A 22,825-nucleotide genomic window follows, 5' to 3' on the forward strand; every position below is an offset into this window, starting at 1 on the left:
CCCAGGACGCGCGCCCGGTCACAGACCCATGGACTTGGCGATGATCATCTTCATGACCTCGCTCGTCCCGCCGTAGATGCGGTTGACGCGGTTGTCGGCGTACAGGCGGGCGATCGGGTACTCGTTCATGTAGCCGTAGCCGCCGTGCAACTGGAGGCAGCGGTCGATGACGCGGCTCGCGACCTCGGTGCAGAACAGTTTGGCCGACGCGGCCTCCGCGGCCGTCAGCTCGCCCAGGTCGTGCGCCTCAAGGGCGCGGTCGGCGACGGCCTCGGCCGCGTCCACCTCGGCCTGGCAGGCGGCCAGCTCGAACTTGGTGTTCTGGAAGGACGCGACGGACTTGCCGAAGACCGTGCGGTCCTGCACGTACTGCTTGGTGAACCGGATCGCGGCCGCGGCCTGCGCGTACGCGCCGAAGGCGATGCCGAGGCGCTCCTGCGGCAGGTTCTGGCCGAGGTAGGAGAAGCCCTTGTTCTCCTCGCCGAGCAGGTCGGCGACGGGGACCTTGACGTCGGTGAAGGACAGCTCGGCCGTGTCGGAGGTCTTGAGGCCGATCTTGTCGAGCTTGCGGCCGACCGCGTACCCCTCGGACTTCGTGTCCACGACCAGCAGCGAGATGCCGAAGCGGCGGTCGTCGGCGGACGGCGGCGCGGTGCGGGCGCAGACGATCACGCGGTCGGCGTGCACGCCGCCGGTGATGAAGGTCTTGGCGCCGTTGAGGACGTAGTGGGTGCCGTCCTCGGACAGCTTGGCCGTGGTCTTCATGCCCGCCAGGTCGGAGCCGGTGCCTGGCTCGGTCATGGCGATGGCGAACATGATGTCGCCGCTGACGAAGCCGGGCATCCACCGCTTCATCTGCTCGTCGGAGGCGTACGCCTTCAGATACGGCAGGCAGAGCGCGACATGCACGCCCGAGCCGCCGAACGAGACGCCGGCGCGCGCGGTCTCCTCGGAGATGACGGCCTGGAACTTGAACGACTCGATGCCCGCGCCGCCGTACTCCTCGGGCACCTCGATGCCGAAGACGCCAAGCTCGCCCAGCTTCCGGTAGAAGTCGCGCGGCGCCTGGCCCTCGGACAGCCATGCGTCGTACTGCGGGACGACCTCGGCCTCGATGAAGGCCCTGAGGGTCTGGCGGAACGACTCGTGGTCCTCGTTGTAGACCGTACGGCGCATGGCAGGGGCCTCCTCTGCGGCGCGATGGGCCGCCTCCGGGAACGCGGTGCGCGAGCGGCTCGGCCGGTGCGACGCGGCGACGCACCGCCCTAAGCGCTTGCTCAGCCCAAGTTACCGGGCGGTCAGTAGGCGTGTCCAGGGCGGTCCCGGCCACCGCGCCCGGGAAGGGCGGGCAGCCCGGCAAAGCCGTGCCGGCATCCGGGCCGCACGGGGGGCGACCGGGACAGGCACGCCTCGTATGCTGCCGGGCATGACCAGGTACCCCTCAGTCGCCCGCACCCCGAAAGCGCGCTTCCTGACGGTCGTCGCCGCCCTGCTGGCGGCCGTGCTCGCGGCGTTCCTCCTCGCGTACGCGCGCTAGGCGCACCGCACGCCGGCCCGGTGACCCCGGTGACCGTTCACCCGCGCCCGGGGGTCAGCGGGGCAGTTGCGTGGCCGGCGGCCCAGCGGCTGACGTGCACGGGGTCGCCCTGCGCCGCGACGCGGTCGGGGTACCGGTCGTGGGCGGCGGCCCGGTGGGTCTGACGGCCGTACTGGTCTGCCGCCGCCACGGCCCTTCTGCCACCGCCGCCGAGAAGCGGGCAGGAGCGGTGCACGACGACCAGGCGTACGGCCCGGCGCGGCACCGCACCGGCCGCGGCGACCGAAATCCTGTCCCGCCTGCCGGGCGGGGTCCCTGCGGCCCCGCCCCCGACGCGACGGGCCGACCCGCGAAGGCCGGTCTCAGTGCGCGGGACGCGGCAGTGCCGGGGCGCCGTCTCCGACGGGCCACCGCGGGCCGGTGGCCGGGTCGAGGCACCACACGTACTGCCGGTCCCGGTGCACGGTCATGCCGTACTCGCGCGGTCCCGGGCTGCCCAGGGCCTGCCACTGGTCCCAGGCGTGCTCGACCTCGTCGGCCAGCCGGCGCGGCCCGCCCTGGCGGGCGGTGGTGGTGCCGTCTGGCTCCGCGGTGAGGGAGGCCCACGAGCCGTGGCCGTCGTGGAGCCAGGCGTTGACGCCGTCCTCGTCGACTGCGGTGGCGAGCCGGAGGCCGGGGACGGCGACGCGGAGCGCGAACCGGAGGGAGTACTCCGCGTGCAGGGGCGCCAGGTCGCGGTGGACGGGCCGCTCGCCGTCCGCGGGCCCGGTCCCGCGTACGGCCGCGTAGTCCGGGGCCCCGTCCCGGCCGCCGGTGCCGCGGGCGGACATGAACTGCGCGAGGCCCTGTACCCATCCGGAGGCGGACCGGCCGTCCGGGGCCACGGTCAGCGCGACGTGCCCGAGCGGGCCCCACGGGAAGACGATCCGTCCGCCGGGGACGCACTGCTCGACCCAGGCCCAGGGGACCCGCGGGACGGCGTAGGTGGCGATGACCCGGTGGTACGGGGCGCCTGCGGGCAGGCCGAGCCCGCCGTCCGCGACATGGACGTCGACGGGCACGCCCGCGGCGTCGACGCGCCGGCGCGCGGCGCGTGCGAGCACCTCGTCGACCTCCACGCTCGTGACGCGGCCGGGCCCCGCCCTGCGGGCCAGCAGCGCCGCGTTCCAGCCGGTGCCCGTGCCCAGTTCGAGGACGCGCTGCCCCGGCTCCAGGAGGAGGGAGTCGAGCATGTCGGCCACCACCGCGGCACACGACAGGCTCGAACTGGGAACCCCCTCGGTGACCTGGGTGACCGCCGCGGCGTCGGGGTCCGCGTACACCAGCCGCGCCCATGCGTCCGGATCCGTACGCCGGTCGACGGGCACGTACGCGCGGCCGTCCCAGTGGTACAGCCGGCCGGGAGCGAACAGGTGCCGCGGCAGCGCCTCCACGGCCTCGCGGATCCACGGCGAGCGGGACGGCCAGTCCCCGCGCCGGGCCATCCGCTCCGCGAGCACCCCGGCCATCCGCTCCGGCTCCGGCACGACCCGCCCCTTCCGATCCCGGCCCCTCGGCCGCTACTTCTTGCGCTTGCCGGCCGACGGTGGCGGCGGCGGAACCTGACTGTCGCTGTTTCCCGGAGGCGGAGTGCCCTGGCCCGGGTCCGGTGGCGGCTTCTCGTGTTTCGCCATGGTCCTTCCTCTCCTCGCGGTCGAAACTCCAGGATGCCCGGCCGCCACGAACCCGGACATGCCTCGAAAGAGGGAACCGGGGGGCGCCCGGCCGGGCGGTCGGTGCTCGGGGGCGGAGGGCACGGGGTGGCGTGCTCCCCGGGGGTGCGCCGGCTGCGCCGGGGATGTCGCGGTGCGCGGGGGTGAACATGCGTGCGGGGCGGGCCCGGGGGTGCGGCACTCGGGGGTCGGTCCTTGGTCCTGACTTGGGGTTCTTCTGGGGGTGACGGGAAGCGGAAGGATGAATTCTGTGTTGCTCCGCGTTGGTGCCCGCGGCAGACGGGGCTGGTAGGCATGGCCGGGGTCCGCCGACCGCGGGTGTTACCGGCCCGCGGCGGGGCCGTACGGCGCGACGACAACACAGGAGGCGCATCACCAGTGGCGGCGGGCGAACAGAGCTGGGCACGGCGGTTGACGGGCTACGCGTGGCGGTACCGCCGCAGGGTGGTGCTGTCCCTCGGCGCCTCGTTCGCCGGCATGGGCGTGACGGCCTTCGTCCCCCTGATCACCAAGGTCGTCATCGACGACGTGATCGGCTCGCACCACGGGTCGCTCGGCACCTGGACGGGCCTGCTGATCGCCTCGGCCGTCGTCATCTACGTCGCGACGCTCCTGCGCCGCTACTACGGCGGCAGACTCGCCCTCGACGTTCAGCACGACCTGCGCACCGACATGTACGGCTCGCTCACCCGTCTCGACGGGCGGCGCCAGGACGCGCTGAGCACCGGGCAGGTCATCGGCCGCGCCACCAGCGACCTCCAGCTGATCCAGGGGCTGCTGTTCATGCTGCCCATGACGATCGGCAACGTCCTGCTGTTCGTCGTCTCCCTCGTGATCATGGCCGTGCTCTCGCCGCCGCTCACCCTGATCGCGCTGGCCGTGGCCCCCGCCGTCTACGCGATCGCCCGCCGCAGCCGCTCCCGGCTGCACCCGGCCACCTGGTACGCGCAGACGCGCGCCGCCGACGTCGCGGGCGTCGTGGACGGCGCCGTCACCGGCGTACGCGTCGTCAAGGGCTTCGGGCAGGAGGACCAGGAGACGGGGAAGCTGCGCGCGGTCGGCAGGAAGCTGTTCGCGGGCCGGCTGCGCACGGTCAAGCTGAACGCCCGCTACACGCCCGCGCTCCAGGCCGTGCCGTCCCTCGGCCAGGTCGCGATGCTGGCGCTCGGCGGCTGGCTCGCCACCCGGGGCACCATCACGCTCGGCACGTTCGTCGCGTTCTCCACGTACCTCGCGCAGCTCGTCGGGCCGGTCCGCAGCCTCGCCGTCGTGCTGACCGTGGGGCAGCAGGCGCGCGCGGGCGTCGAGCGCGTACTCGAACTGATCGACACCGAGCCCCTGATGACCGAGGGCACCAAGGAGCTGCCCGCGGACGCCGAGGCGTCCGTCGAGTTCGACGACGTCACCTTCGCCTACCAGGAGGGCAGGCCCGTGCTGGAGGGCTTCTCGCTGCGCGTCGAGCCCGGCGAGACCGTCGCCCTCGTCGGCTCGTCGGGCAGCGGCAAGTCCACCGCGTCCCTGCTGCTGCCGCGCTTCTACGACGTGACGCACGGCGCCGTCCTCGTCGGCGGCCGCGACGTGCGCGAGCTGACGTACGCGTCGCTGCGCTCCGCGATCGGCCTGGTGCCCGAGGACAGCTTCCTGTTCTCCGACTCCGTCGCCGCCAACATCGCCTACGGGCGGCCCGACGCCACCCGCGAGGATGTGGAGCGCGCCGCCCGCCTCGCCCAGGCCGACCGCTTCATCGCCGCGCTGCCCGAGGGGTACGACACCAAGGTCGGCGAGCAGGGCCTGACTCTCTCCGGCGGCCAGCGCCAGCGCGTCGCCCTCGCCCGCGCGATCCTCACCGATCCGCGGCTGCTCGTGCTCGACGACGCCACCTCCGCCGTCGACGCGCGCGTCGAGCACGAGATCCACGAGGCGCTGCGCGGCGTGATGGCGGGCCGTACGACCCTGCTCATCGCGCACCGCCGCTCCACCCTCGGCCTCGCCGACCGGATCGCCGTCCTCGACGGCGGGCGGCTCGCCGACATCGGCACCCACGACGAGCTCCAGCGCCGCTCGGCGCTCTACCGCAAGCTGCTCACCGACCCGGACGAGCTCGGCGAGACCCCGGCGGAGCCCGGCTTCGAGTCGGCCGCGCCCGCGCGGGAGCCCGCGCGGACGGCCTCGCCCTCGCGCCCCGGGGCCGAGCGGCGCGCCGTGTGCGAGGAGGCCGCGCGCGAGGGCATCGACGCGGAGTTCGACGCCGACTTCGACGCCGAGCGGGGCATCACGCCCACGCTGTGGGCGCGCGACGAGGCCATCGCGGAAGGCGCTGTGGGAGCTGAGGGCGATGCGGGCGGCGCGGGCGCAACCCCCGAACTGCTTGCGCAGGTCGCCGCGCTGCCGCCCGCCGTGGACGAGCCGGAGGTGGACGAGGCGCGCGCGGTGCGCGCCGAGGACTCGTACGGCCTGCGCAGGCTGCTGAGCGGCTTCGGCGGCGCCCTCACGGCGAGCCTGCTGTTCGTCGCCGCGGACGCCGGGATGGGACTGCTGCTGCCGGTGCTGGTGCGGCACGGCATCGACCAGGGCGTCGACCGGGTCGCGACCGGCGCGGTGTGGGCCGCGGCCGGGCTCGGCCTGCTCGTCGCGCTCGCCCAGTGGGCCGCGCAGATCGGTGAGACCCGGATGACCGGCAGAACGGGCGAGCGGGTGCTGTACGCGCTGCGGCTGAAGATCTTCGCCCAGCTCCAGCGGCTCGGGCTCGACTACTACGAGCGCGAGCTGACCGGCCGGATCATGACCAGGATGACCACGGACGTCGACGCCCTGTCGACGTTCCTCCAGACGGGCCTGGTCACGGCGCTGGTCTCGGCGATCACCTTCCTCGGCATCCTGGTGGTGCTGCTCGTCATCGACGTGCAGCTGGCGCTCGTGGTCTTCGCGACGCTGCCCGCGCTCGTCGTCGGCACCTACGTCTTCCGCCGCAAGAGCGTGCGGGCGTACACGCTGGCCCGCGAGCGGATCGGCGTGGTCAACGCGGACCTCCAGGAGACCGTGTCGGGCCTCAGGATCGTGCAGGCGTTCCGGCGCGAGCACGACGGCGCGCAGCGGTTCGCCGGACGCAGCAGGCACTACCTTCAGGCCCGTACCCGCGGCCAGTGGCTGATCTCCGTGTACTTCCCCTTCGTGCAGTTCCTCTCGTCCCTCGCGGCGGCCGCCGTGCTGATCGTCGGCTCGGGCCGCATCCAGGACGGCACGCTCACCACCGGCGCGCTCGTCGCCTACCTGCTCTACATCGACCTGTTCTTCGCGCCGGTGCAGCAGCTCTCGCAGGTCTTCGACGGCTACCAGCAGGCCACGGTCTCGCTCACCCGCATCCAGGAGCTGCTGCGCGAGCCGACGTCCACGCCCCCGGCCGAGCACCCCCGCCCGGTGCACGCGCTGCGCGGCGAGATCGCCTTCGAGGGCGTCGACTTCCACTACGCGGCCGACAGCGTGGGCGGCGAGGCGCAGGAGGGCGCCGCGCCGGGCGCCACGCGCAAGGAGGCCGCGCTGAGCGCGGTGGACCTGCGCATCCCCGCGGGCCAGACGGTCGCCTTCGTCGGTGAGACGGGCGCGGGCAAGTCCACGCTCGTCAAGATGGTCGCCCGGTACTACGACCCGACCGGTGGACGGGTCACCGTGGACGGCGAGGACCTGCGCGACCTCGACCTCGCCGGCTACCGCCACCGGCTCGGCGTGGTGCCGCAGGAGGCGTACCTCTTCCCCGGCACGGTCCGCGACGCCATCTCCTACGGCCGCCCCGGCGCGAGCGACGCCGAGGTGGAGGCGGCGGCGCGCGCGGTCGGCGCGCACGACATGATCGCCACGCTCGACGGCGGCTATCTGCACCGGGTCGCCGAGCGCGGACGCAACCTCTCGGCGGGCCAGCGCCAGCTGATCGCGCTCGCCAGGGCCGAGCTCGTCGACCCGGACGTGCTGCTGCTCGACGAGGCCACCGCCGCGCTCGACCTCGCGAGCGAGGCGGCCGTCAACCAGGCGACCGAGCGGCTGGCGGGACGCCGTACGACGCTGGTGGTGGCGCACCGGCTGACCACGGCGGCGCGCGCCGACCGGGTGGTCGTGATGGACCACGGCCGGGTCGCGGAGGACGGCACCCACGAGGAACTGCTCGCCCTCGGCGGCCGGTACGCGCGCCTGTGGCGAAGCTTCGTCGGCGAGGAGGAGCCCGCGGTGGCGTGAGCGCGGGCCCGGGGTGCGCGGAGCGGGAAGGCGTTCGCGCCCCGCGCACCCCGCGGGGCCGGCGGGGGAGCCGCCCGGGTGGTTCGGCTCCCCGAAAGGACCCGGGGCCTGGCGGGCCGCCCGCCGGGCCCCGTACTGTCACGGCGTCTGTCATGAACACGAGGGAGTGGGAATGGGCAAGGCGCTCAGATGGCTGCTGGGTCTCGCGCTGCTGATAGGCGCGCTCGGCGCGGCAGGCGCGGCCGACGCCGCGCAACCGCACACCGACGAGTCCGCCGCGGGGGCCGGCCAGGACATCGAGGACCGCGTCCTCGCGATCCCCGGCATGAGCCTCATCCAGGAGAAGCCGGTCGACGGCTACCGCTACTTCGTCCTCGACTACACCCAGCCCGTCGACCACCGCGACCCGTCGCGTGGCACCTTCGAGCAGCGGATCACCCTGCTGCACAAGGGAGTCGACCGGCCCACGGTCTTCTTCACCAGCGGCTACAACGTCTCCACCACACCGAGCCGCAGCGAGCCCGCGCAGATCGTCGACGGCAACCAGGTCTCCCTGGAGTACCGCTACTTCACCCCGTCGCGCCCCGAGCCCGCCGACTGGAAGAAGCTGGACATCTGGCAGGCGGCGAGCGACCAGCACCGCGTCTTCGCGGCGCTCAGGAAGATCTACCCGAAGCGCTGGCTGGCCACCGGCGGCTCCAAGGGCGGCATGACCGCCACCTACTACGAGCGCTTCTACCCGCGCGACATGGACGGCGTCGTCGCGTACGTGGCGCCCGACGACGTGGTCAACACGGAGGACTCGGCGTACGACCGCTTCCTCGCGACCGTCGGCACCCCCGCCTGCCGCGAGCGCGTCGAGGCCGTGCAGCGCGAGGCCCTGATCCGGCGCGCGCCACTTGAGGCGGAGTACGCCGACCGGGTCCGCGCCGCCGGCTACACCTTCGACACGGTCGGCAGCCTCGACAAGGCGTACGAGGCGGTCGTGCTCGACTACGTGTGGGCGTTCTGGCAGTACAGCCTGCTCTCCGACTGCGACTCCCTGCCCGCCGACGCCGGTGCCGCCACGGACCAGCAGATCTACGACAGCGTGGACGCGATCTCCGGGTTCTCCGCCTACACCGACCAGGGGCTCGCCGCGTACACGCCGTACTACTACCAGGCGGGCACCCAGCTCGGCTCGCCCGACATCCGGCAGCCCTGGCTCGGCGGCCTCAGCCGCTACGGCTACCAGCCGCCGCGCCACTTCGTGCCGCGCTCGATCCCGATGCGCTTCGACCCGTCCGCGATGCCGGACGTGGACCGCTGGGTGCGGCACCACGCCGAGCACATGCTGTTCGTGTACGGGCAGAACGACCCGTGGGGCTCCGAGCGCTTCCGCGTCGGGCAGGGCTCGCGCGACAGCTACGTCTTCACCGCGCCGGGCGCCAACCACGGCGCCGACGTCGCGGGCCTCGTGCCCGCCCAGAAGGCCAGGGCGACGGCGCGCATCCTCGCCTGGGCGGGCGTCGCGTCGCCGGCGGTCCAGCGGGACGAGACCAAGGCGAGGCCGCTCGCGCCGTTCGACAAGCGGCTCGACGAGCGACCGCTGACCCGGGGGCCCGCGACGCTGCCGTAGCCCGGCGGTCCCGGCCGGCGCGTGCGGGCCGGGACCCGGCCGTACGGCCGCCGCGGCCGTACCGGGCGCACGGACCCCGCGCCCGTCGCCCCCGGCGGACAGGCGGCGGGCACGGCCGCGCCGGGCGACGGCGGCGCACCGGCCGCACCGCGAGCCGTGCGCGCCCTCAGGCCGTGCGCAGCGCCTCCAGGTGCTCACGGCCCGCGGCGAGCAGCGGCGGGAGCGGCGGCGCGTCCTCGTACCACCGCTTCTCGTACTCCCAGCACACCCAGAAGTCCTCGGCCGGTGTGCCGTCGGGCAGGGTGGCGGGGGAGAGGCCGCCGAGGCACCCGGCCAGCGGCAGCACTCCCGCGCCGAGCGCGAGCGGTGTGGTGTCGTCCTTCGACGCGATGTCCTTGACCTGCACGTATCCCAGGTAGGGGCCGAGGGCCGCGCGGGTGGCCGCGGGTGTCTCGCCACCCAGCCAGGTGTGCATCACGTCCCAGAGCACACCGACCCGCGGATGGCCCACCGCGGCCACCACGCGCTCCGCGTCCCGGCCCGTGCGGTGCGAGTCGTGGGTCTCCAGCAGGATGCGCACCCCGAGGTCGCCCGCGGTCTCGGCCGCGAGACCGAGCCGCCTGGCCGCCGCGGCGTCCGCCTCGGGGCCCGGCGTGCCGCCCGCGCCGGGGAACACCCGCACGTACCGGGCCCCCAGGTCGTGGGCGAGCCGCAGCAGGCCGTCGACCTCCTGGTGGAAAGCGCTGTCCTGCACCGTGAGGTCGGCGGCGCGCGCGTATCCGGCGACCGCGAGGATCTCCACGCCCGCGCGGGCGAACTCCTTCACCACCGCGGCGCGTTCGGCGGCACCGAGGCCCGGGTGCACGGGCTCCTCCGGGTGCCCGCGCAGCTCCACTCCCCGGTAGCCCGCCGACACCGCGAGTTCGACCACGTCGGGGACCGGCATGCCGGGCACCCCCAGGGTCGAGAAGGCCAGCTTCACGAGTGTGTTCCTCCCTCTTGGTCCTCGTCCGCGCTTCCGGGGCCGGCGCACGGCCCCGCACGGCGAGCCTGCCCCTGGAAGCGTCGCAGAACCGCGCGGACCGCCACCGCTCCCCCCAGCGCCCCGCTGGGAGCTGCCGCTCACCTGTCGGGCGTCGGGCCGGCGGGCCCCGGGGCGCGGGCGGGCGCCGCGGGCTGCGTCACGGTGGAGCGGCGAGTCCGGACAGCGGACCAACCGACCTGGGGGCACCCCGGGTCTGCTCCGTCGCCGACGTCCTCCAGATCGTCGGCGAACGCTGGACCCTGCTGGTGCTGCGTGAACCCGGCTTCGGCGCGCACCGCTTCAAGGACATCCGGACCGACACCGGCGCCGCGCGAAACCCTCGTCCTGCGGCGACGAGCCGGGTGCCGGCGCCGGTGACGACCTGGTGCCCCGTGGAGTACCGGTCGTTCCCTGCCGGGACGGCCGGGCCGCGGTCGCGCGTGGGAGCCGGGTGCCGTCCACGGTCGGCGCGGTGTCCTTCGGAAGCGCCGCCGCGGTTGGGGCGCGAGAGCCGGCCGGAGGCGGCCGGCGATGCGGGCCGGCCAGGCGACGCCGACCACGACAAGGTCGTGTCATCGCCACCTGGTACTCGCGGGGCAACCCCTGACTCGGGGAACTAGCGGGGCAGGCCCATGATGAGGCCGTCGTCGACCACCAGGTCCTGGCCGACGATGTAGTGGGCCTGCGGCGAGAGGAGGAAGCCGACCGTCTGGGCGATGTCCCCGGGCGTCCCGTAGTGGCCCGCGGGGACCACGGCCGCGGTGGCCTCCCGGCCGCTCTCGCCAGGTGCGAAGGTGTCGTACATCGGTGTGCGGATGTAGCCGGGGCTCACCGAGTTCACGCGGATGCCCTCATGGGCGAGGTCGGCGCCGAGCGAGCGGGCGAGGTTGTGGACGGCCGCCCTGGTGGCCGCGTACACGGCGGCGGGCGCCATGCCCCGGTGCATGGTCCACGAGGCGTTGAGCACGACCGAGCCGCCCGCCCGCCCGCCGCAGCAGCGGAAGCGCCTTCTGCACCGTGAAGAACACGCCCTTGAGATTCACCGTGACGAGCTCGTCGAAGTCCTCCTCCCCGGTGTCGTGCACCGTCTTGAAGATGCCGGCCCCCGCGTTGGCGAACAGGCCGTCGAGGCGCCCGTACCGCTCGCTGACGCGTTCCATGAGTCCGTCGGCGCCTTCGAGGACATGCCGGCCGCGATCGGGCGGATCGGCCGGGGCGCCTTCGGGCACGGTCGCCGTCCGCGCCGGTCGGCCCTCCGCTACGCGCTGAGCGGGCCGGGCACGGCCGGGCCCGGCAGACTGGCGGGTCCGCGTTCCGCGGGAGACGAGAGGGCCGGCACACCGCGTGGTGAGGCATGAACGACACCAGGCACACCAACGAACTCGGCGCGTTCCTGCGGGCCCGGCGCGTGGCCACCGCGCCGGAGCCCGGGACGGCGACGGGCGGGCGCCGCAGGACGCCGGGCCTGCGCCGCGAGGAGGTGGCGGCCCTCGCCGGGGTGAGCACGGACTACTACACCCGGTTGGAACAGGGGCGCGAGCGGCACCCGTCCGACCAGGTGCTCGACGCGCTGGCCGCCGTGCTGCGGCTCGACGCGCAGGCGCGCGCCCATCTGCTCGGCCTCGCCCGCCTGCGCGCAGGCGGGCGCTTCCGCACGGAGTGGGGCGAGGAGGTGAGCCCGCAGCTGCTGCGGCTGATGGAGGGCTGGAAGGACACCCCGGCCATGGTGCTGAGCCGCTGCCTGTACGTGCTGGCGGCCAACAGCCTGACCAGGGTGCTGTTCTCGCAGCTGCCGCCCGGCGACAGCCTGCTGCGGTTCGTCTTCCTCTCCCCGGCCTCCCGCGGCTTCTACGCCGAGTGGGAGCGGGGGGCGCGCAACGGCGTCGGCTCCCTGCGCGCCGCCGCGGGCGCCAATCCGTACGACCCGCGGCTGGTCGCGCTGGTGGCGGAACTCTCCGCCGGGAGCGAGGACTTCGTCCGGCTGTGGAACAGCCATGACGTCCGTCCCAAGACATCCTCGGACAAGAGTTTCCACCATCCGGTGGTCGGCGATCTCACCCTCACCTACGAGACGTTCGCGGTGAACAGCGCGCCCGGCCAGCAACCGCTCGTCCACCAGGCCGAGCCAGGCTCGTCCTCCGCGGACGGCCTGCGCCTGCCGGCCGCCCTCGCCGACAAGGACGCCTCCGAGGGGGCGACGGTCCTCCCCGCCTGCTGACCCCGCCGACCCGGCCACCGACGGCAGGCGGTGCCGCTCAGCCGCGCGGCGGCGCCGTCGACGCCCGGACCATCAGCTCCGCGGGGATCGTCGCGATGCCGCCGGGCGGCGGCGCCTCCGTACCCATCGCGAGCCGCCCGGCGCGGGCCCCGGCCGCCTGGAGCGGCAGGCGCACGGTCGTCAGCGCGGGCACCGCGTCCACCGAGAACGGCAGATCGTCGAAGCCCGCGACCGACACGTCCTGCGGGATGCGCAGCCCCTGGTCGCGCACGGCCGCGCAGGCACCGAGCGCGACCGTGTCGTTGGCCGCCACGACCGCGGTCAAGGCGGGCTCCCTGCGCAGCAGTTCGAGGGTGGCCTCATAGCCGGAGCGACGGCTGTAGGGGCCGTGCAGGGTGAGCCGGTCCTGCGCCGCGGCGTCGCCCGCGCCGGGCGCCCCCGCGGCCAGCAGCGCCGCGCGGTGGCCTTCGAGGCGGTGGCGGGTGGTGGTGCGCTCCGGCGGCCCCGCCACATAGCCGATCACGCGGTGCCCGAGCGCCAGCAGGTGCTCCGTCAGACGGCGCCCGCCGCCCCGGTCGTCGAAGGCGAGCGCCGCGAGCGCGGCGTCACCGCCGGGCAGCGGCGGCCGGCCGCACAGCACCACCCGGGTCCCGGCCGCCGCGAGCCGCCCCAGCTTCGCCGCCACGGCCGCGCCGTGCTCCGCGTCCTCCAGCGCGCCGCCGGTGAGGATCACCGCGGCCGCGCGCTGGCGCTGGAGCAGGGTGAGATAGGTGAGTTCGCGCTCGGGCGACCCGCCGGTGTTGCACACCACGGCGAGCTTCTCGCCGCCTGAGCGGCCCTGGCCGCCCGCCGCGTCCTGGCCCGCGATCTCCGTCTGCGCCGCGCCCGCCATGATCCCGAAGAAGGGATCGGCGATGTCGTTGACGAGGACGCCCACCAGGTCGGAGGTGGCGGCGGCGAGCGAACTCGCCGGGCCGTTGAGCACGTAGTCCAGGTCGTCCACGGCGCGCAGCACCCGGTCCCTGGTCGCGGTGGCCACCGGGTAGTTGCCGTTCAGTACGCGGGAGACGGTGGCGGGCGACACCCCGGCGCGTGCCGCCACATCCGCCAGGGTCACTGTCATCGCTCTCCTCCGCTGTGTCCGCGCCCCCCCGGGCGCGGACCGGGTGGCCGATCCCGCCGCCGCTCTTGTCCGGGGCCCCGGAGCAGGTTAGCTTTCCCCACGGTAGAAAGCGCTTGCTATGTGTGGTGTGGAGGGAACTTCGTGGGACGCAGAACAGTCCGGATCGCCATGAACGGCGTCACGGGACGGATGGGCTACCGGCAGCACCTGGTGCGCTCCGTGCTGGCGCTGAGGGAGCAGGGCGGCCTCGACCTGGGCGGCGGCGAGACCCTGTGGCCCGAGCCGGTGCTCGTCGGCCGCCGCGAGCACGCGCTGAAGGAGATCGCGGGGCGCCACGGCCTGACCGAGTGGTCCACCGACCTCGACGCGGTGCTCGCCGACGACACCGTCGAGATCTACTTCGACGCGCAGGTCACCTCGGCACGCGTCGAGGCCGTCAGGAAGGCCGTAGCGGCGGGCAAGCACATCTACGCCGAGAAGCCCACCGCGACCGACCTCGACGGCGCGCTCGACCTCGCCCGCCGCGCCAACGCCGCGGGCGTCAAGCACGGCGTCGTGCAGGACAAGGTCTTCCTGCCGGGCCTGCTGAAGCTGAAGCGCCTGATCGACGGCGGCTTCTTCGGCCGGATCCTCTCCGTGCGGGGCGAGTTCGGCTACTGGGTCTTCGAGGGCGACTGGCAGGAGGCCCAGCGCCCCTCCTGGAACTACCGCGCGCAGGACGGCGGTGGCATCACCGTCGACATGTTCCCGCACTGGGAGTACGTGCTGCACGACCTGTTCGGCCGCGTGACCTCCGTCCAGGCACACGTCGCCACGCACATCCCGCAGCGCGTGGACGAGCAGGGCAGGACCTACGAGGCGACGGCCGACGACGCCGCGTACGGCATCTTCCAGCTGGAGGGCGGCGCCGTCGCGCAGATCAACTCCTCCTGGGCGGTGCGGGTCAACCGCGACGAGCTGGTCGAGTTCCAGGTCGACGGCACCCACGGCTCGGCCGTCGCGGGCCTGCGCACCTGCCGGGCGCAGCACCGCGGCACCACCCCGAAGCCGGTGTGGAACCCCGACCTGCCCGCCACCTACGACTTCCGCGCCCAGTGGCAGGAGGTCCCCGACAACACCGAGTTCGACAACGGCTTCAAGGCCGAGTGGGAGCTGTTCCTGCGCCATGTCGCGCTCGACGAGCCCTTCGCCTGGGACCTGCTGGCCGGCGCGCGCGGCGTGCAGCTGGCCCAACTCGGCCTGCGCTCCCACGCGGAGGGCCGCCGCCTCGACGTGCCGGAGCTGACCCTGTGAGCGCCCGGCTGCTGCTGCCCGCCGCGGGCGGCGGGCTCAGGCCGTACACCCACCGCGCGGCGCCCGCCGCGTTCCTCGCCGCGGACGCCGGGGCCGCGCCCGCCGCCTCCCGTACGGTCTTCGCCGCGGCGCACGTCGTCGCCGACCCGTACGCGGACACGACCCCGGACGGGCCCGCCGCGCTCGACTGGGACGCCACCCTCGCCTTCCGCCGCCACCTGTGGGCGCGCGGCCTCGGCGTCGCGGAGGCCATGGACACCGCGCAGCGCGGCATGGGCCTCGACTGGGCGGGCGCGGCCGAGCTGATCCGCCGCTCGGCAGCCGAGGCGCGGGCCGTGGGCGGGCGCATCGCCTGCGGTGTGGGCACCGACCAACTCGCCCCGGGCGCCCGCTCCCTGGCCGAGGTACGGGCCGCGTACGAGGAGCAGCTCGCGCTCGTCGAGGAGACCGGCGCGCAGGCCATCCTGATGGCCTCGCGCGCCCTCGCCGCCGCGGCGGACGGCCCCGACGCCTACCGGGAGACCTACGCCCATCTGCTGCGCCAGGCCGACCGGCCGGTGATCCTGCACTGGCTCGGGCCGATGTTCGACCCCGCGCTCGACGGCTACTGGGGCAGCACCGACCTGGACGCGGCCACCGCCACCTTCCTCGACGTGATCGCGGACCACCCGGACAAGGTCGACGGCATCAAGATCTCCCTGCTCGACGCCGGGCGCGAGATCGCCGTGCGCCGCCGCCTCCCGGACGGCGTGCGCTGCTACACGGGCGACGACTTCCACTACCCGGAGCTCGTCGCAGGGGACGAACAGGGCTTCAGCCACGCCCTGCTGGGCATCTTCGACCCGCTCGCGCCACTGGCCGCCGCGGCGCTGCGGGTGCTCGACACCGGCGACGTCGAGGGCTTCAGGGAGCTGCTCGACCCGAGCGTGGAGCTGTCGCGGCACCTCTTCGAGGCGCCCACGCGGTTCTACAAGACGGGCGTGGTCCTCCTCGCCTGGCTCGCGGGGCACCAGGACCACTTCGCGATGGCGGGCCACCAGCAGTCCGCGCGCTCCCTGCCGCACCTGGCGCGGGCCTACGAACTCGCCGACACGCTCGGCCTGTTCCCCGACCCCGGGCTGGCCGCAGCCCGGATGCGGAGCCTGCTCGCCGTGTACGGGGTGGAGCAGTGAGCGCGCGCGTGGCCGGCGACCTGAGCCGCTTGAGCATCAACCAGATGACCGTCAGACAGCTCTCCCTGCCCGAACTCACCACGGCCTGCGTGCGGTGGGGCGTGCCGGGCGTCGGCCTCTGGCGCGCCCCCGTGCAGGAGTACGGGGTCGCGGCCGCGGCGCGGCTCGTGCGGGACGCGGGGCTGCGCGTCACCACCCTGTGCAGGGGCGGCTTCCTCACCGCCGTCGACCCGGGCGAGCGCGCCGCCGCACTCGCCGACAACCGGGCCGCGGTCGACGAGTGCGCCGCACTGGGCACCGGCACCCTGGTGCTGGTCTCCGGCGGGCTGCCGGCGGGCGAGCGGGATCTCGGCGCGGCCAGAGAGCGCATCGCGGACGCCCTCGCCGAACTCGCCCCGTACGCGGGCGAGCACGGCGTGCGGCTCGCGATCGAGCCGCTGCACCCGATGTTCGCCTCCGACCGGTGCGTGGTCTCCACGCTCGACCAGGCGCTCGCGCTCGCCGAGCGCTTCCCCGCCGAGCAGGTCGGCGTGGTCGTGGACACCTACCACATCTGGTGGGACGACCGGGCCCCCGACGCCGTGGCGCGCGCCGGACGGCAGGGCAGGATCCACTCCTTCCAACTCGCCGACTGGGTCACCCCGCTGCCCGCGGGTGTGCTCAACGGCCGCGGCCTGATCGGGGACGGCGCCGTGGACCTGAGGCGGTGGCGGGAGCGGGTGGACGCCGCCGGCTACACCGGCCCGATCGAGGTGGAGCTGTTCAACGACGAGCTGTGGCGGCGGGACGGCGTGGAACTCCTCGCGGACGTGGCGCGCCGCTACGTACGGCACGCGCTCTGAGAACCCCGGGCCCCGCGTCCGCCGCGGGGCCCGGGGGCGCCGGACCGTCGGAGGGCGGCGGTAGCGTCGGAGCATGTCCCGTACGCCCCAGCAGACCACCCCGCAGGGCCTCGCCGTCCTCGAAGGGGTCCTCGAACGGATCACGTTCGCCAGCGAGGAGACCGGCTACACCGTCGCGCGTGTCGACACCGGGCGCGGCGGCGACCTGCTGACCGTCGTCGGGGCGCTGCTCGGCGCCCAGCCGGGCGAGTCGCTGCGCATGGAGGGCCGCTGGGGCTCCCACCCGCAGTACGGCAGGCAGTTCACCGTCGACAACTACCGCGTGACCCTGCCCGCCACGATCCAGGGCATCCGCCGCTACCTCGGCTCCGGGCTCGTCAAGGGCATCGGCCCGGTCTTCGCCGACCGCATCGTGAGCCACTTCGGCCTCGACACCCTCGACATCATCGAGCAGGACCCGAAGCGGCTGATCGAGGTGCCGGGGCTCGGCCCCAAGCGCACCAAGAAGATCGCGGAGGCCTGGGAGGAGCAGAAGGCCATCAAGGAGGTCATGGTCTTCCTCCAGGGTGTCGGCGTCTCCACCTCCATCGCCGTGCGCATCTACAAGAAGTACGGGGACGCGTCGATCTCCGTCGTCCGCGAGGAGCCGTACCGCCTCGCCGCCGACGTGTGGGGCATCGGCTTCCTCACCGCCGACCGGATCGCCCAGTCCGTGGGGATCCCGCACGACAGCCCCGAGCGGGTCAGGGCGGGGCTCCAGTACGCGCTCTCCCAGTCCACCGACCAGGGCCACTGCTTCCTGCCCGAGGACCAGCTCATCGCGGACGGCGTGAAGCTGCTCCAGGTCGACACGGGGCTCGTCATCGAGTGCCTCGCTCAGCTCGCGGCGGACGAGGAGGGCGTGGTGCGCGAGCGGGTGCCGGGGCCGGACGGCGAGGACGTCACCGCCGTCTACCTCGTCCCCTTCCACCGCGCCGAGCTGTCGCTCGCCGGGCGGGTGCGCCGCCTGCTGCGCGCGGAGGAGGACCGCATGCCGGCCTTCCGCGACGTGGACTGGGGCAGGGCGCTGCGCTGGCTCGCCGGGCGCACGGGCGTCTCCCTCGCCCCCGAGCAGGAGCAGGCGGTGCGGCTCGCGCTGACCGAGAAGGTCGCCGTCCTGACCGGCGGTCCGGGCTGCGGCAAGTCGTTCACCGTGCGCTCGGTGGTGGAGCTGGCCCGCGCGCGGGGCGCCACCGTGGTGCTGGCCGCGCCGACCGGCCGGGCGGCGAAGCGGCTCGCGGAGCTGACGGGCGCCGAGGCGTCCACCGTGCACCGGCTGCTCGAACTCAAGCCGGGCGGCGACGCCGCCTACGACGCGGACCGCCCGCTCGACGCCGACCTCGTGGTGGTGGACGAGGCGTCCATGCTGGACCTGCTGCTTGCCAACAAACTGGTGAAGGCCGTGCCGCCCGGCGCCCACCTGCTGCTCGTCGGCGACGTGGACCAGTTGCCCTCCGTGGGCGCGGGCGAGGTGCTGCGCGACCTGCTCGCCGAGGGCGGACCCGTGCCGCGCGTGCGGCTCACCCGGATCTTCCGCCAGGCACAGCAGTCCGGCGTCGTCACCAACGCGCACCGGATCAACGAGGGCAGGCCGCCCCTCACCCAGGGGCTCGACGACTTCTTCCTGTTCGTCGCGGAGGAGACGGAGGACGCGGGCCGCCTCGCGGTGGACGTGGCGGCGCGCCGCATCCCCGCGAAGTTCGGCCTCGACCCGCGCAGGGACGTGCAGGTGCTCGCCCCGATGCACCGCGGCCCCGCGGGCGCGGGCGTGCTCAACGGCCTGCTCCAGCAGGCCATCACGCCCGCGCGCCCCGACCTGCCGGAGCGGCGCGCGGGCGGCCGGGTCTTCCGCGTCGGCGACAAGGTCACGCAGATCAGGAACAACTACGAGAAGGGGCGCAACGGCGTCTTCAACGGCACCGTGGGCGTCGTCACGTCCCTCAGCCAGGAGGACCAGCGGCTGACCGTGCTCACCGACGAGGACGAGGAGGTGCCGTACGACTTCGACGAACTGGACGAGCTGTCCCACGCGTACGCGGTCACCATCCACCGCTCCCAGGGCAGCGAGTACCCGGCCGTCGTCATCCCGGTGACCAGGAGCGCCTGGATGATGCTCCAGCGCAATCTGCTGTACACGGCGGTCACCCGGGCCAAGCGGCTCGTCGTCCTCGTGGGCTCCCGGCAGGCGATCGGGCAGGCCGTCCGCGCCGTGTCGGCGGGCCGCCGCTTCACCGCGCTCGACCACCGCCTCGCCCTCGGACCATCGGGGTATGAAACATCACGGAGGACTTCCGGAACCGGGGCGAAGGGGGCAGGATGAGGAGGTTGGCGGCACTGAGTGCCGCCAATGAGCCCAATGCTCGACCCCGAGTGCACCTTCCTGCGCCAAATGGGGGATGGTAGAGACATCAGGGCACCTCGAAGAAGAGGCACTACGTCGGTGAGGGATGACGTGAGCGAGAAACGCGACAACGACGCGGTAGTACTTCGGTACGGCGATGGCGAGTACACCTACCCGGTGATCGACAGCACCGTCGGTGACAAGGGCTTCGACATCGGCAAGCTCCGCAATCAGACCGGTCTGGTGACCCTGGACAGCGGTTACGGCAACACGGCCGCCTACCAGTCCTCGATCACCTATCTGGACGGCGAGCAGGGCATCCTGCGGTACCGCGGCTACCCCATCGAGCAGCTGGCCGAGCGGTCCAGCTTCGTCGAGGTGGCGTACCTGCTGATCCACGGTGAGCTGCCCACCGTCGACCAGCTCGCCACGTTCAAGAGCGAGATCACCCGGCACACGCTGCTCCACGAGGACGTCAAGCGGTTCTACGACGGCTTCCCCCGGGACGCCCACCCGATGGCGATGCTGTCCTCCGTGGTCAGCGCGCTGTCGACGTTCTACCAGGACAGTCACAACCCGTTCGACGAGCGCCAGCGCGACCTCTCGACGATCCGGCTGCTCGCCAAGCTGCCGACGATCGCCGCGTACGCGTACAAGAAGTCCGTCGGGCACCCCTTCGTCTACCCGCGCAACGACCTCGGGTACGTCGAGAACTTCCTGCGGATGACCTTCTCCGTCCCGGCCCAGGAGTACGACCTCGACCCGGTCGTCGTCTCCGCCCTGGACAAGCTGTTCATCCTGCACGCGGACCACGAGCAGAACTGCTCCACGTCCACGGTGCGCCTCGTCGGCTCCTCGCAGGCGAACATGTTCGCCTCGATCTCGGCCGGCATCAACGCCCTCTGGGGGCCCCTGCACGGCGGTGCCAACCAGTCCGTGCTGGAGATGCTGGAGGGCATCCAGGCCAGCGGCAGCGACGTCGACACCTTCATCCGCAAGGTGAAGAACAAGGAGGACGGCGTCAAGCTGATGGGCTTCGGCCACCGCGTCTACAAGAACTTCGACCCCCGGGCGAAGATCATCAAGGCGGCGGCGCACGACGTCCTCTCGGCCCTCGGCAAGTCGGACGAGCTGCTCGACATCGCGCTCAAGCTGGAGGAGCACGCCCTCGCGGACGACTACTTCGTCGAGCGCAAGCTCTACCCGAACGTCGACTTCTACACCGGCCTGATCTACCGCGCCATGGGCTTCCCGACCGAGATGTTCACGGTTCTGTTCGCCATCGGCAGGCTGCCCGGCTGGATCGCCCAGTGGACCGAGATGATCAAGGAGCCCGGCTCCCGCATCGGCCGTCCGCGGCAGATCTACACGGGCGAGGTCGAGCGCGACTTCGTGCCGGTCGAGGCCCGCTGACCGAGCCTTCGCCGGCCGCGCAGAGCGCGGGCCCGGAGCGCGAAAAGCGCCCCGCCACCGATCCCCCCACGGGTCGGTAGGCGGGGCGCTTTCCATATCCCCGGAGCGGATTCCCCCCACGGGATCCGGGCCGGGCGTATGCCGTAACCAGGTGCGGCTACGTGTGCGGTTCGACCGGGGTACGTACGGGAGGGCCGCTCAAGCTCCCCGGTGCACGTCCCCGGTCTAGCGCTGTGCCCGAGATGTCCCCCAAGACATCTCGTGAACGTCCCCCAAGACGTTCAATGGCATCGTCCTCTATGACACACGAGCTGCTCGAATGGTTACCCATAAATCTATGTGATCTAGGTCTCGCTGTGAAGGACTCGTGCCCCATGTGAAGGACAGGCGACGGTAAAGACCTGGTCATGTCTCCAGGTGGCGGCCGTCGCCGGCCGCGGGGGCTGTCAGAGCCGGCCCGCCAGCTCGTACCCGGCCTCGTCGACCGCGGCGCGCACGGCGCCCTCGTCGAGCGGGCTCGCGGAGGTCACCGTCACGGTGCCGGTGTCCGCCGCAGCCTCGACGGACAGGACGCCCTCGATCCCGGAGATCTCCTCGGTCACCGCGCCCTCGCAGTGGCCGCAGCTCATGCCCGTGACCTGGTAGACGGTGGTGACGTTGCTCATGGCGTCCTCCCGGACGAACGTGGTGGCAGGGTGGTGCCACTTTACCCCTAGGGGGTATGGGGTCGGCCGCCGAGGGGGTGGTCGTGCGGCCGGTCCCGCGCGGGTGCGGCGCGGCGCGGTCAGCCACGCCGTCCCCGGTTGCCCGGGCGGTTCGCCACCCAGGCGCGGATCGTGTCCGCGAACCAGTACGGCTTGCCGTTCTCCACGTGGTCCGGCGACGGAAGGAGCCCGTGCTTGCGGTACGAGCGGACGGTGTCCGGCTGCACCCGGATGTGCGCGGCGATCTCCTTGTAGGACCAGAGTCCGGTGTCGGTCATGGTGAGGCGCCTCCCTGCGCGCACCGCGGCGGCGGTCCTGACGGCCGGCCGGGGGGTCCGCGGTGCGATCGGCTCGTGGATCACCGAGCCTGTGCCCATTCAGCTGCGCAGAGTGACGGGGTGTCGATGCCTGTCACGCGCCTGTGGCCCGAAACCCGCGTAACGGAGATATCCGTGACGAATGATCAACTTTTGTGACAGAAACGGTTCTCTGGGGTGGAAGTCCGCAGACGTCAACTCTTGTGGCGAAAGGGAAACCGTTGTAATGAAGTGCGGGGACGCGCGCTGACGGCGGCGGGCGCGCGGGCCCGTGTGCACGCCCCCCGGGGGGCGCGGGAGTGCGAGGTCAGACCCCGCAGCCGCGCAGGAAGCGGCGGGTCCTGCGGGCGACCGGCAGCGGCCGGTCCGGCTCGCACGGATACATGTCCTGCTCCACGATCGCGAACAGGTCCACGCCCAGCCGCCCCGCCGCCGCGAGCACCGGTTCGAGCGCGGGCACCCCGGTCGGCGGCTCGCACATCACGCCCCGCGCCACGGCGGGACCGAACGGCAGCCCCTCCGCCGCCACCTGCGCGAGCACCCCGGTGTCCACCTGCTTCAGATGCAGATAGCCGAGGCGCTCGCCGTACGTCTCGATCAACGCGACGCTGTCGCCGCCGCAGTACGCGTAGTGCCCGGTGTCCAGGCAGAGCGACACCGCGTCGGGATCCGTGGCGTCGAGGAAGCGCGCCACGTTCTCCGGAGTGTCCACATGGGTGTCGGCGTGCGGGTGGAAGACGATCCGCAGCCCGTACCGCTCCCGCACCTCGCGGCCGAGGCGCCCGGTCAGGGACGTGAGGTCGCGCCACTGCGCGGCCGTCAGCGTCCGGTCCTCAAGGACCTCGCCCGTCTTGTCGTCCCGCCAGAAGGCGGGGATGACGACGAGGTGCTCCGCGCCCGCCGCCCGCGCGAGGGCGGCGACCGACGCCACGTGGTCCCAGGTGGCGTCCCAGACGCCGGGGCCGTGGTGCAGCCCGGTGAAGACCGTGCCCGCCGAGACCCGCAGGCCACGGCTGCCCGTCTCGTCGAGCAGCCGCGCCGGCTCGCTCGGCAGGTAGCCGTACGGGCCCAGCTCGATCCACTCGTACCCCGCCTCCGCGACCTCGTCCAGGAAGCGCTGCCACGGCACCTGGCGGGGGTCTTCGGGGAACCAGACGCCCCACGAGTCGGGGGCGGAGCCGACCCGGATGCGCGGCGGCGGCGACGGCGGCGACGACGGTGACGGGGGCACTGAGGAGGCCATGG

The 22,825-nt window shown here is 73.5% G+C and carries 18 protein-coding genes; 8 read left to right on the forward strand and 10 right to left on the reverse strand.

Annotation, left to right across the window (positions count from 1 at the left end):
• Positions 1-18 precede the first annotated feature (18 nt).
• The 3 genes from ABEA77_RS09710 to ABEA77_RS09720 form a co-directional block, all read right to left on the reverse strand.
• Entirely contained in the window at positions 19-1,176 is a 1,158-nt protein-coding gene (locus ABEA77_RS09710) for an acyl-CoA dehydrogenase family protein (protein WP_345644006.1), read from the reverse strand.
• Between the two features lie 398 nt (positions 1,177-1,574).
• The gene (locus ABEA77_RS09715; RefSeq protein WP_345644008.1) at positions 1,575-1,727 is read right to left on the reverse strand and encodes a hypothetical protein; all 153 of its coding nucleotides are present in this window, start codon (positions 1,725-1,727) and stop codon (positions 1,575-1,577) included.
• 172 nt (positions 1,728-1,899) lie between these two features.
• Positions 1,900-3,063, reverse strand: a complete 1,164-nt coding sequence (locus ABEA77_RS09720) for a methyltransferase domain-containing protein (protein WP_345644011.1) — start codon at positions 3,061-3,063, stop codon at positions 1,900-1,902.
• Between the two features lie 480 nt (positions 3,064-3,543).
• Between ABEA77_RS09720 and ABEA77_RS09725 the strand changes: the two genes are divergently transcribed.
• Entirely contained in the window at positions 3,544-7,476 is a 3,933-nt protein-coding gene (locus tag ABEA77_RS09725) for an ABC transporter ATP-binding protein (RefSeq protein ID WP_425588247.1), read from the forward strand.
• A gap of 172 nt (positions 7,477-7,648) precedes the next feature.
• On the forward strand, positions 7,649-9,094 hold the full coding sequence (locus ABEA77_RS09730; protein WP_345644017.1) for a S28 family serine protease: 1,446 nt from the start codon (positions 7,649-7,651) through the stop codon (positions 9,092-9,094).
• Positions 9,095-9,260: 166 nt separating this feature from the next.
• Here ABEA77_RS09730 and ABEA77_RS09735 read toward each other — a convergent pair whose 3' ends face one another.
• The 3 genes from ABEA77_RS09735 to ABEA77_RS33935 all read right to left on the reverse strand — a co-directional run bounded on the left by ABEA77_RS09735 (position 9,261) and on the right by ABEA77_RS33935 (position 11,278).
• On the reverse strand, positions 9,261-10,076 hold the full coding sequence (locus tag ABEA77_RS09735) for a sugar phosphate isomerase/epimerase family protein (RefSeq protein ID WP_345644020.1): 816 nt from the start codon (positions 10,074-10,076) through the stop codon (positions 9,261-9,263).
• 658 nt (positions 10,077-10,734) lie between these two features.
• Positions 10,735-11,052, reverse strand: coding sequence for an SDR family NAD(P)-dependent oxidoreductase (locus ABEA77_RS09740; RefSeq protein WP_345644023.1), 318 nt, complete (start codon positions 11,050-11,052; stop codon positions 10,735-10,737).
• Complete coding sequence (locus ABEA77_RS33935) at positions 10,970-11,278, reverse strand: SDR family NAD(P)-dependent oxidoreductase (RefSeq protein ID WP_425588248.1); 309 nt, start codon at positions 11,276-11,278, stop codon at positions 10,970-10,972. The genes ABEA77_RS09740 and ABEA77_RS33935 overlap by 83 nt, the downstream gene beginning before the upstream one ends.
• Positions 11,279-11,472: 194 nt before the next feature.
• On the opposite strand from ABEA77_RS33935, the gene ABEA77_RS09750 reads away from it, so the two are divergent.
• Entirely contained in the window at positions 11,473-12,336 is an 864-nt protein-coding gene (locus tag ABEA77_RS09750; protein ID WP_345644028.1) for a helix-turn-helix transcriptional regulator, read from the forward strand.
• 37 nt (positions 12,337-12,373) lie between these two features.
• Here the strand turns inward: ABEA77_RS09750 and ABEA77_RS09755 are convergent, their stop codons facing one another.
• Positions 12,374-13,459, reverse strand: coding sequence for a LacI family DNA-binding transcriptional regulator (locus ABEA77_RS09755; RefSeq protein ID WP_345644030.1), 1,086 nt, complete (start codon positions 13,457-13,459; stop codon positions 12,374-12,376).
• A gap of 141 nt (positions 13,460-13,600) precedes the next feature.
• Here ABEA77_RS09755 and ABEA77_RS09760 point away from each other — a divergent pair, with 141 nt between their 5' ends.
• From ABEA77_RS09760 to ABEA77_RS09780, 5 genes are all read left to right on the forward strand, one after another.
• A complete protein-coding gene (locus ABEA77_RS09760) occupies positions 13,601-14,752 on the forward strand; it encodes a Gfo/Idh/MocA family protein (RefSeq protein ID WP_345644032.1) in 1,152 nt (383 codons plus the stop codon).
• The gene (locus ABEA77_RS09765; protein WP_345644035.1) at positions 14,749-15,924 is read left to right on the forward strand and encodes a dihydrodipicolinate synthase family protein; all 1,176 of its coding nucleotides are present in this window, start codon (positions 14,749-14,751) and stop codon (positions 15,922-15,924) included. The genes ABEA77_RS09760 and ABEA77_RS09765 overlap by 4 nt, the downstream gene beginning before the upstream one ends.
• 44 nt (positions 15,925-15,968) lie before the next feature.
• A complete protein-coding gene (locus ABEA77_RS09770; protein WP_345644038.1) occupies positions 15,969-16,766 on the forward strand; it encodes a sugar phosphate isomerase/epimerase family protein in 798 nt (265 codons plus the stop codon).
• A 73-nt stretch (positions 16,767-16,839) separates the two neighbouring features.
• Complete coding sequence (gene recD2 / locus ABEA77_RS09775) at positions 16,840-19,125, forward strand: SF1B family DNA helicase RecD2 (RefSeq protein ID WP_345644041.1); 2,286 nt, start codon at positions 16,840-16,842, stop codon at positions 19,123-19,125.
• 120 nt (positions 19,126-19,245) lie between these two features.
• Complete coding sequence (locus ABEA77_RS09780) at positions 19,246-20,559, forward strand: citrate synthase (RefSeq protein ID WP_345644044.1); 1,314 nt, start codon at positions 19,246-19,248, stop codon at positions 20,557-20,559.
• 446 nt (positions 20,560-21,005) lie between these two features.
• Here ABEA77_RS09780 and ABEA77_RS09785 read toward each other — a convergent pair whose 3' ends face one another.
• From ABEA77_RS09785 to ABEA77_RS09795, 3 genes are all read right to left on the reverse strand, one after another.
• Entirely contained in the window at positions 21,006-21,224 is a 219-nt protein-coding gene (locus ABEA77_RS09785; RefSeq protein WP_345644047.1) for a heavy-metal-associated domain-containing protein, read from the reverse strand.
• 119 nt (positions 21,225-21,343) lie between these two features.
• Positions 21,344-21,541 carry a helix-turn-helix transcriptional regulator gene (locus ABEA77_RS09790; protein WP_345644049.1) on the reverse strand — a complete coding sequence of 66 codons (198 nt, stop codon included), beginning with the start codon at positions 21,539-21,541 and terminating at the stop codon, positions 21,344-21,346.
• Positions 21,542-21,887: 346 nt separating this feature from the next.
• Positions 21,888-22,823, reverse strand: coding sequence for a sugar phosphate isomerase/epimerase family protein (locus ABEA77_RS09795; RefSeq protein WP_345644052.1), 936 nt, complete (start codon positions 22,821-22,823; stop codon positions 21,888-21,890).
• Between the last annotated feature and the right edge of the window lie 2 nt (positions 22,824-22,825).

Origin of the sequence: Streptomyces tremellae (genome assembly GCF_039540215.1) — a bacterium.
GTDB classification, from domain to species: Bacteria; Actinomycetota; Actinomycetes; order Streptomycetales; family Streptomycetaceae; genus Streptomyces; species Streptomyces tremellae.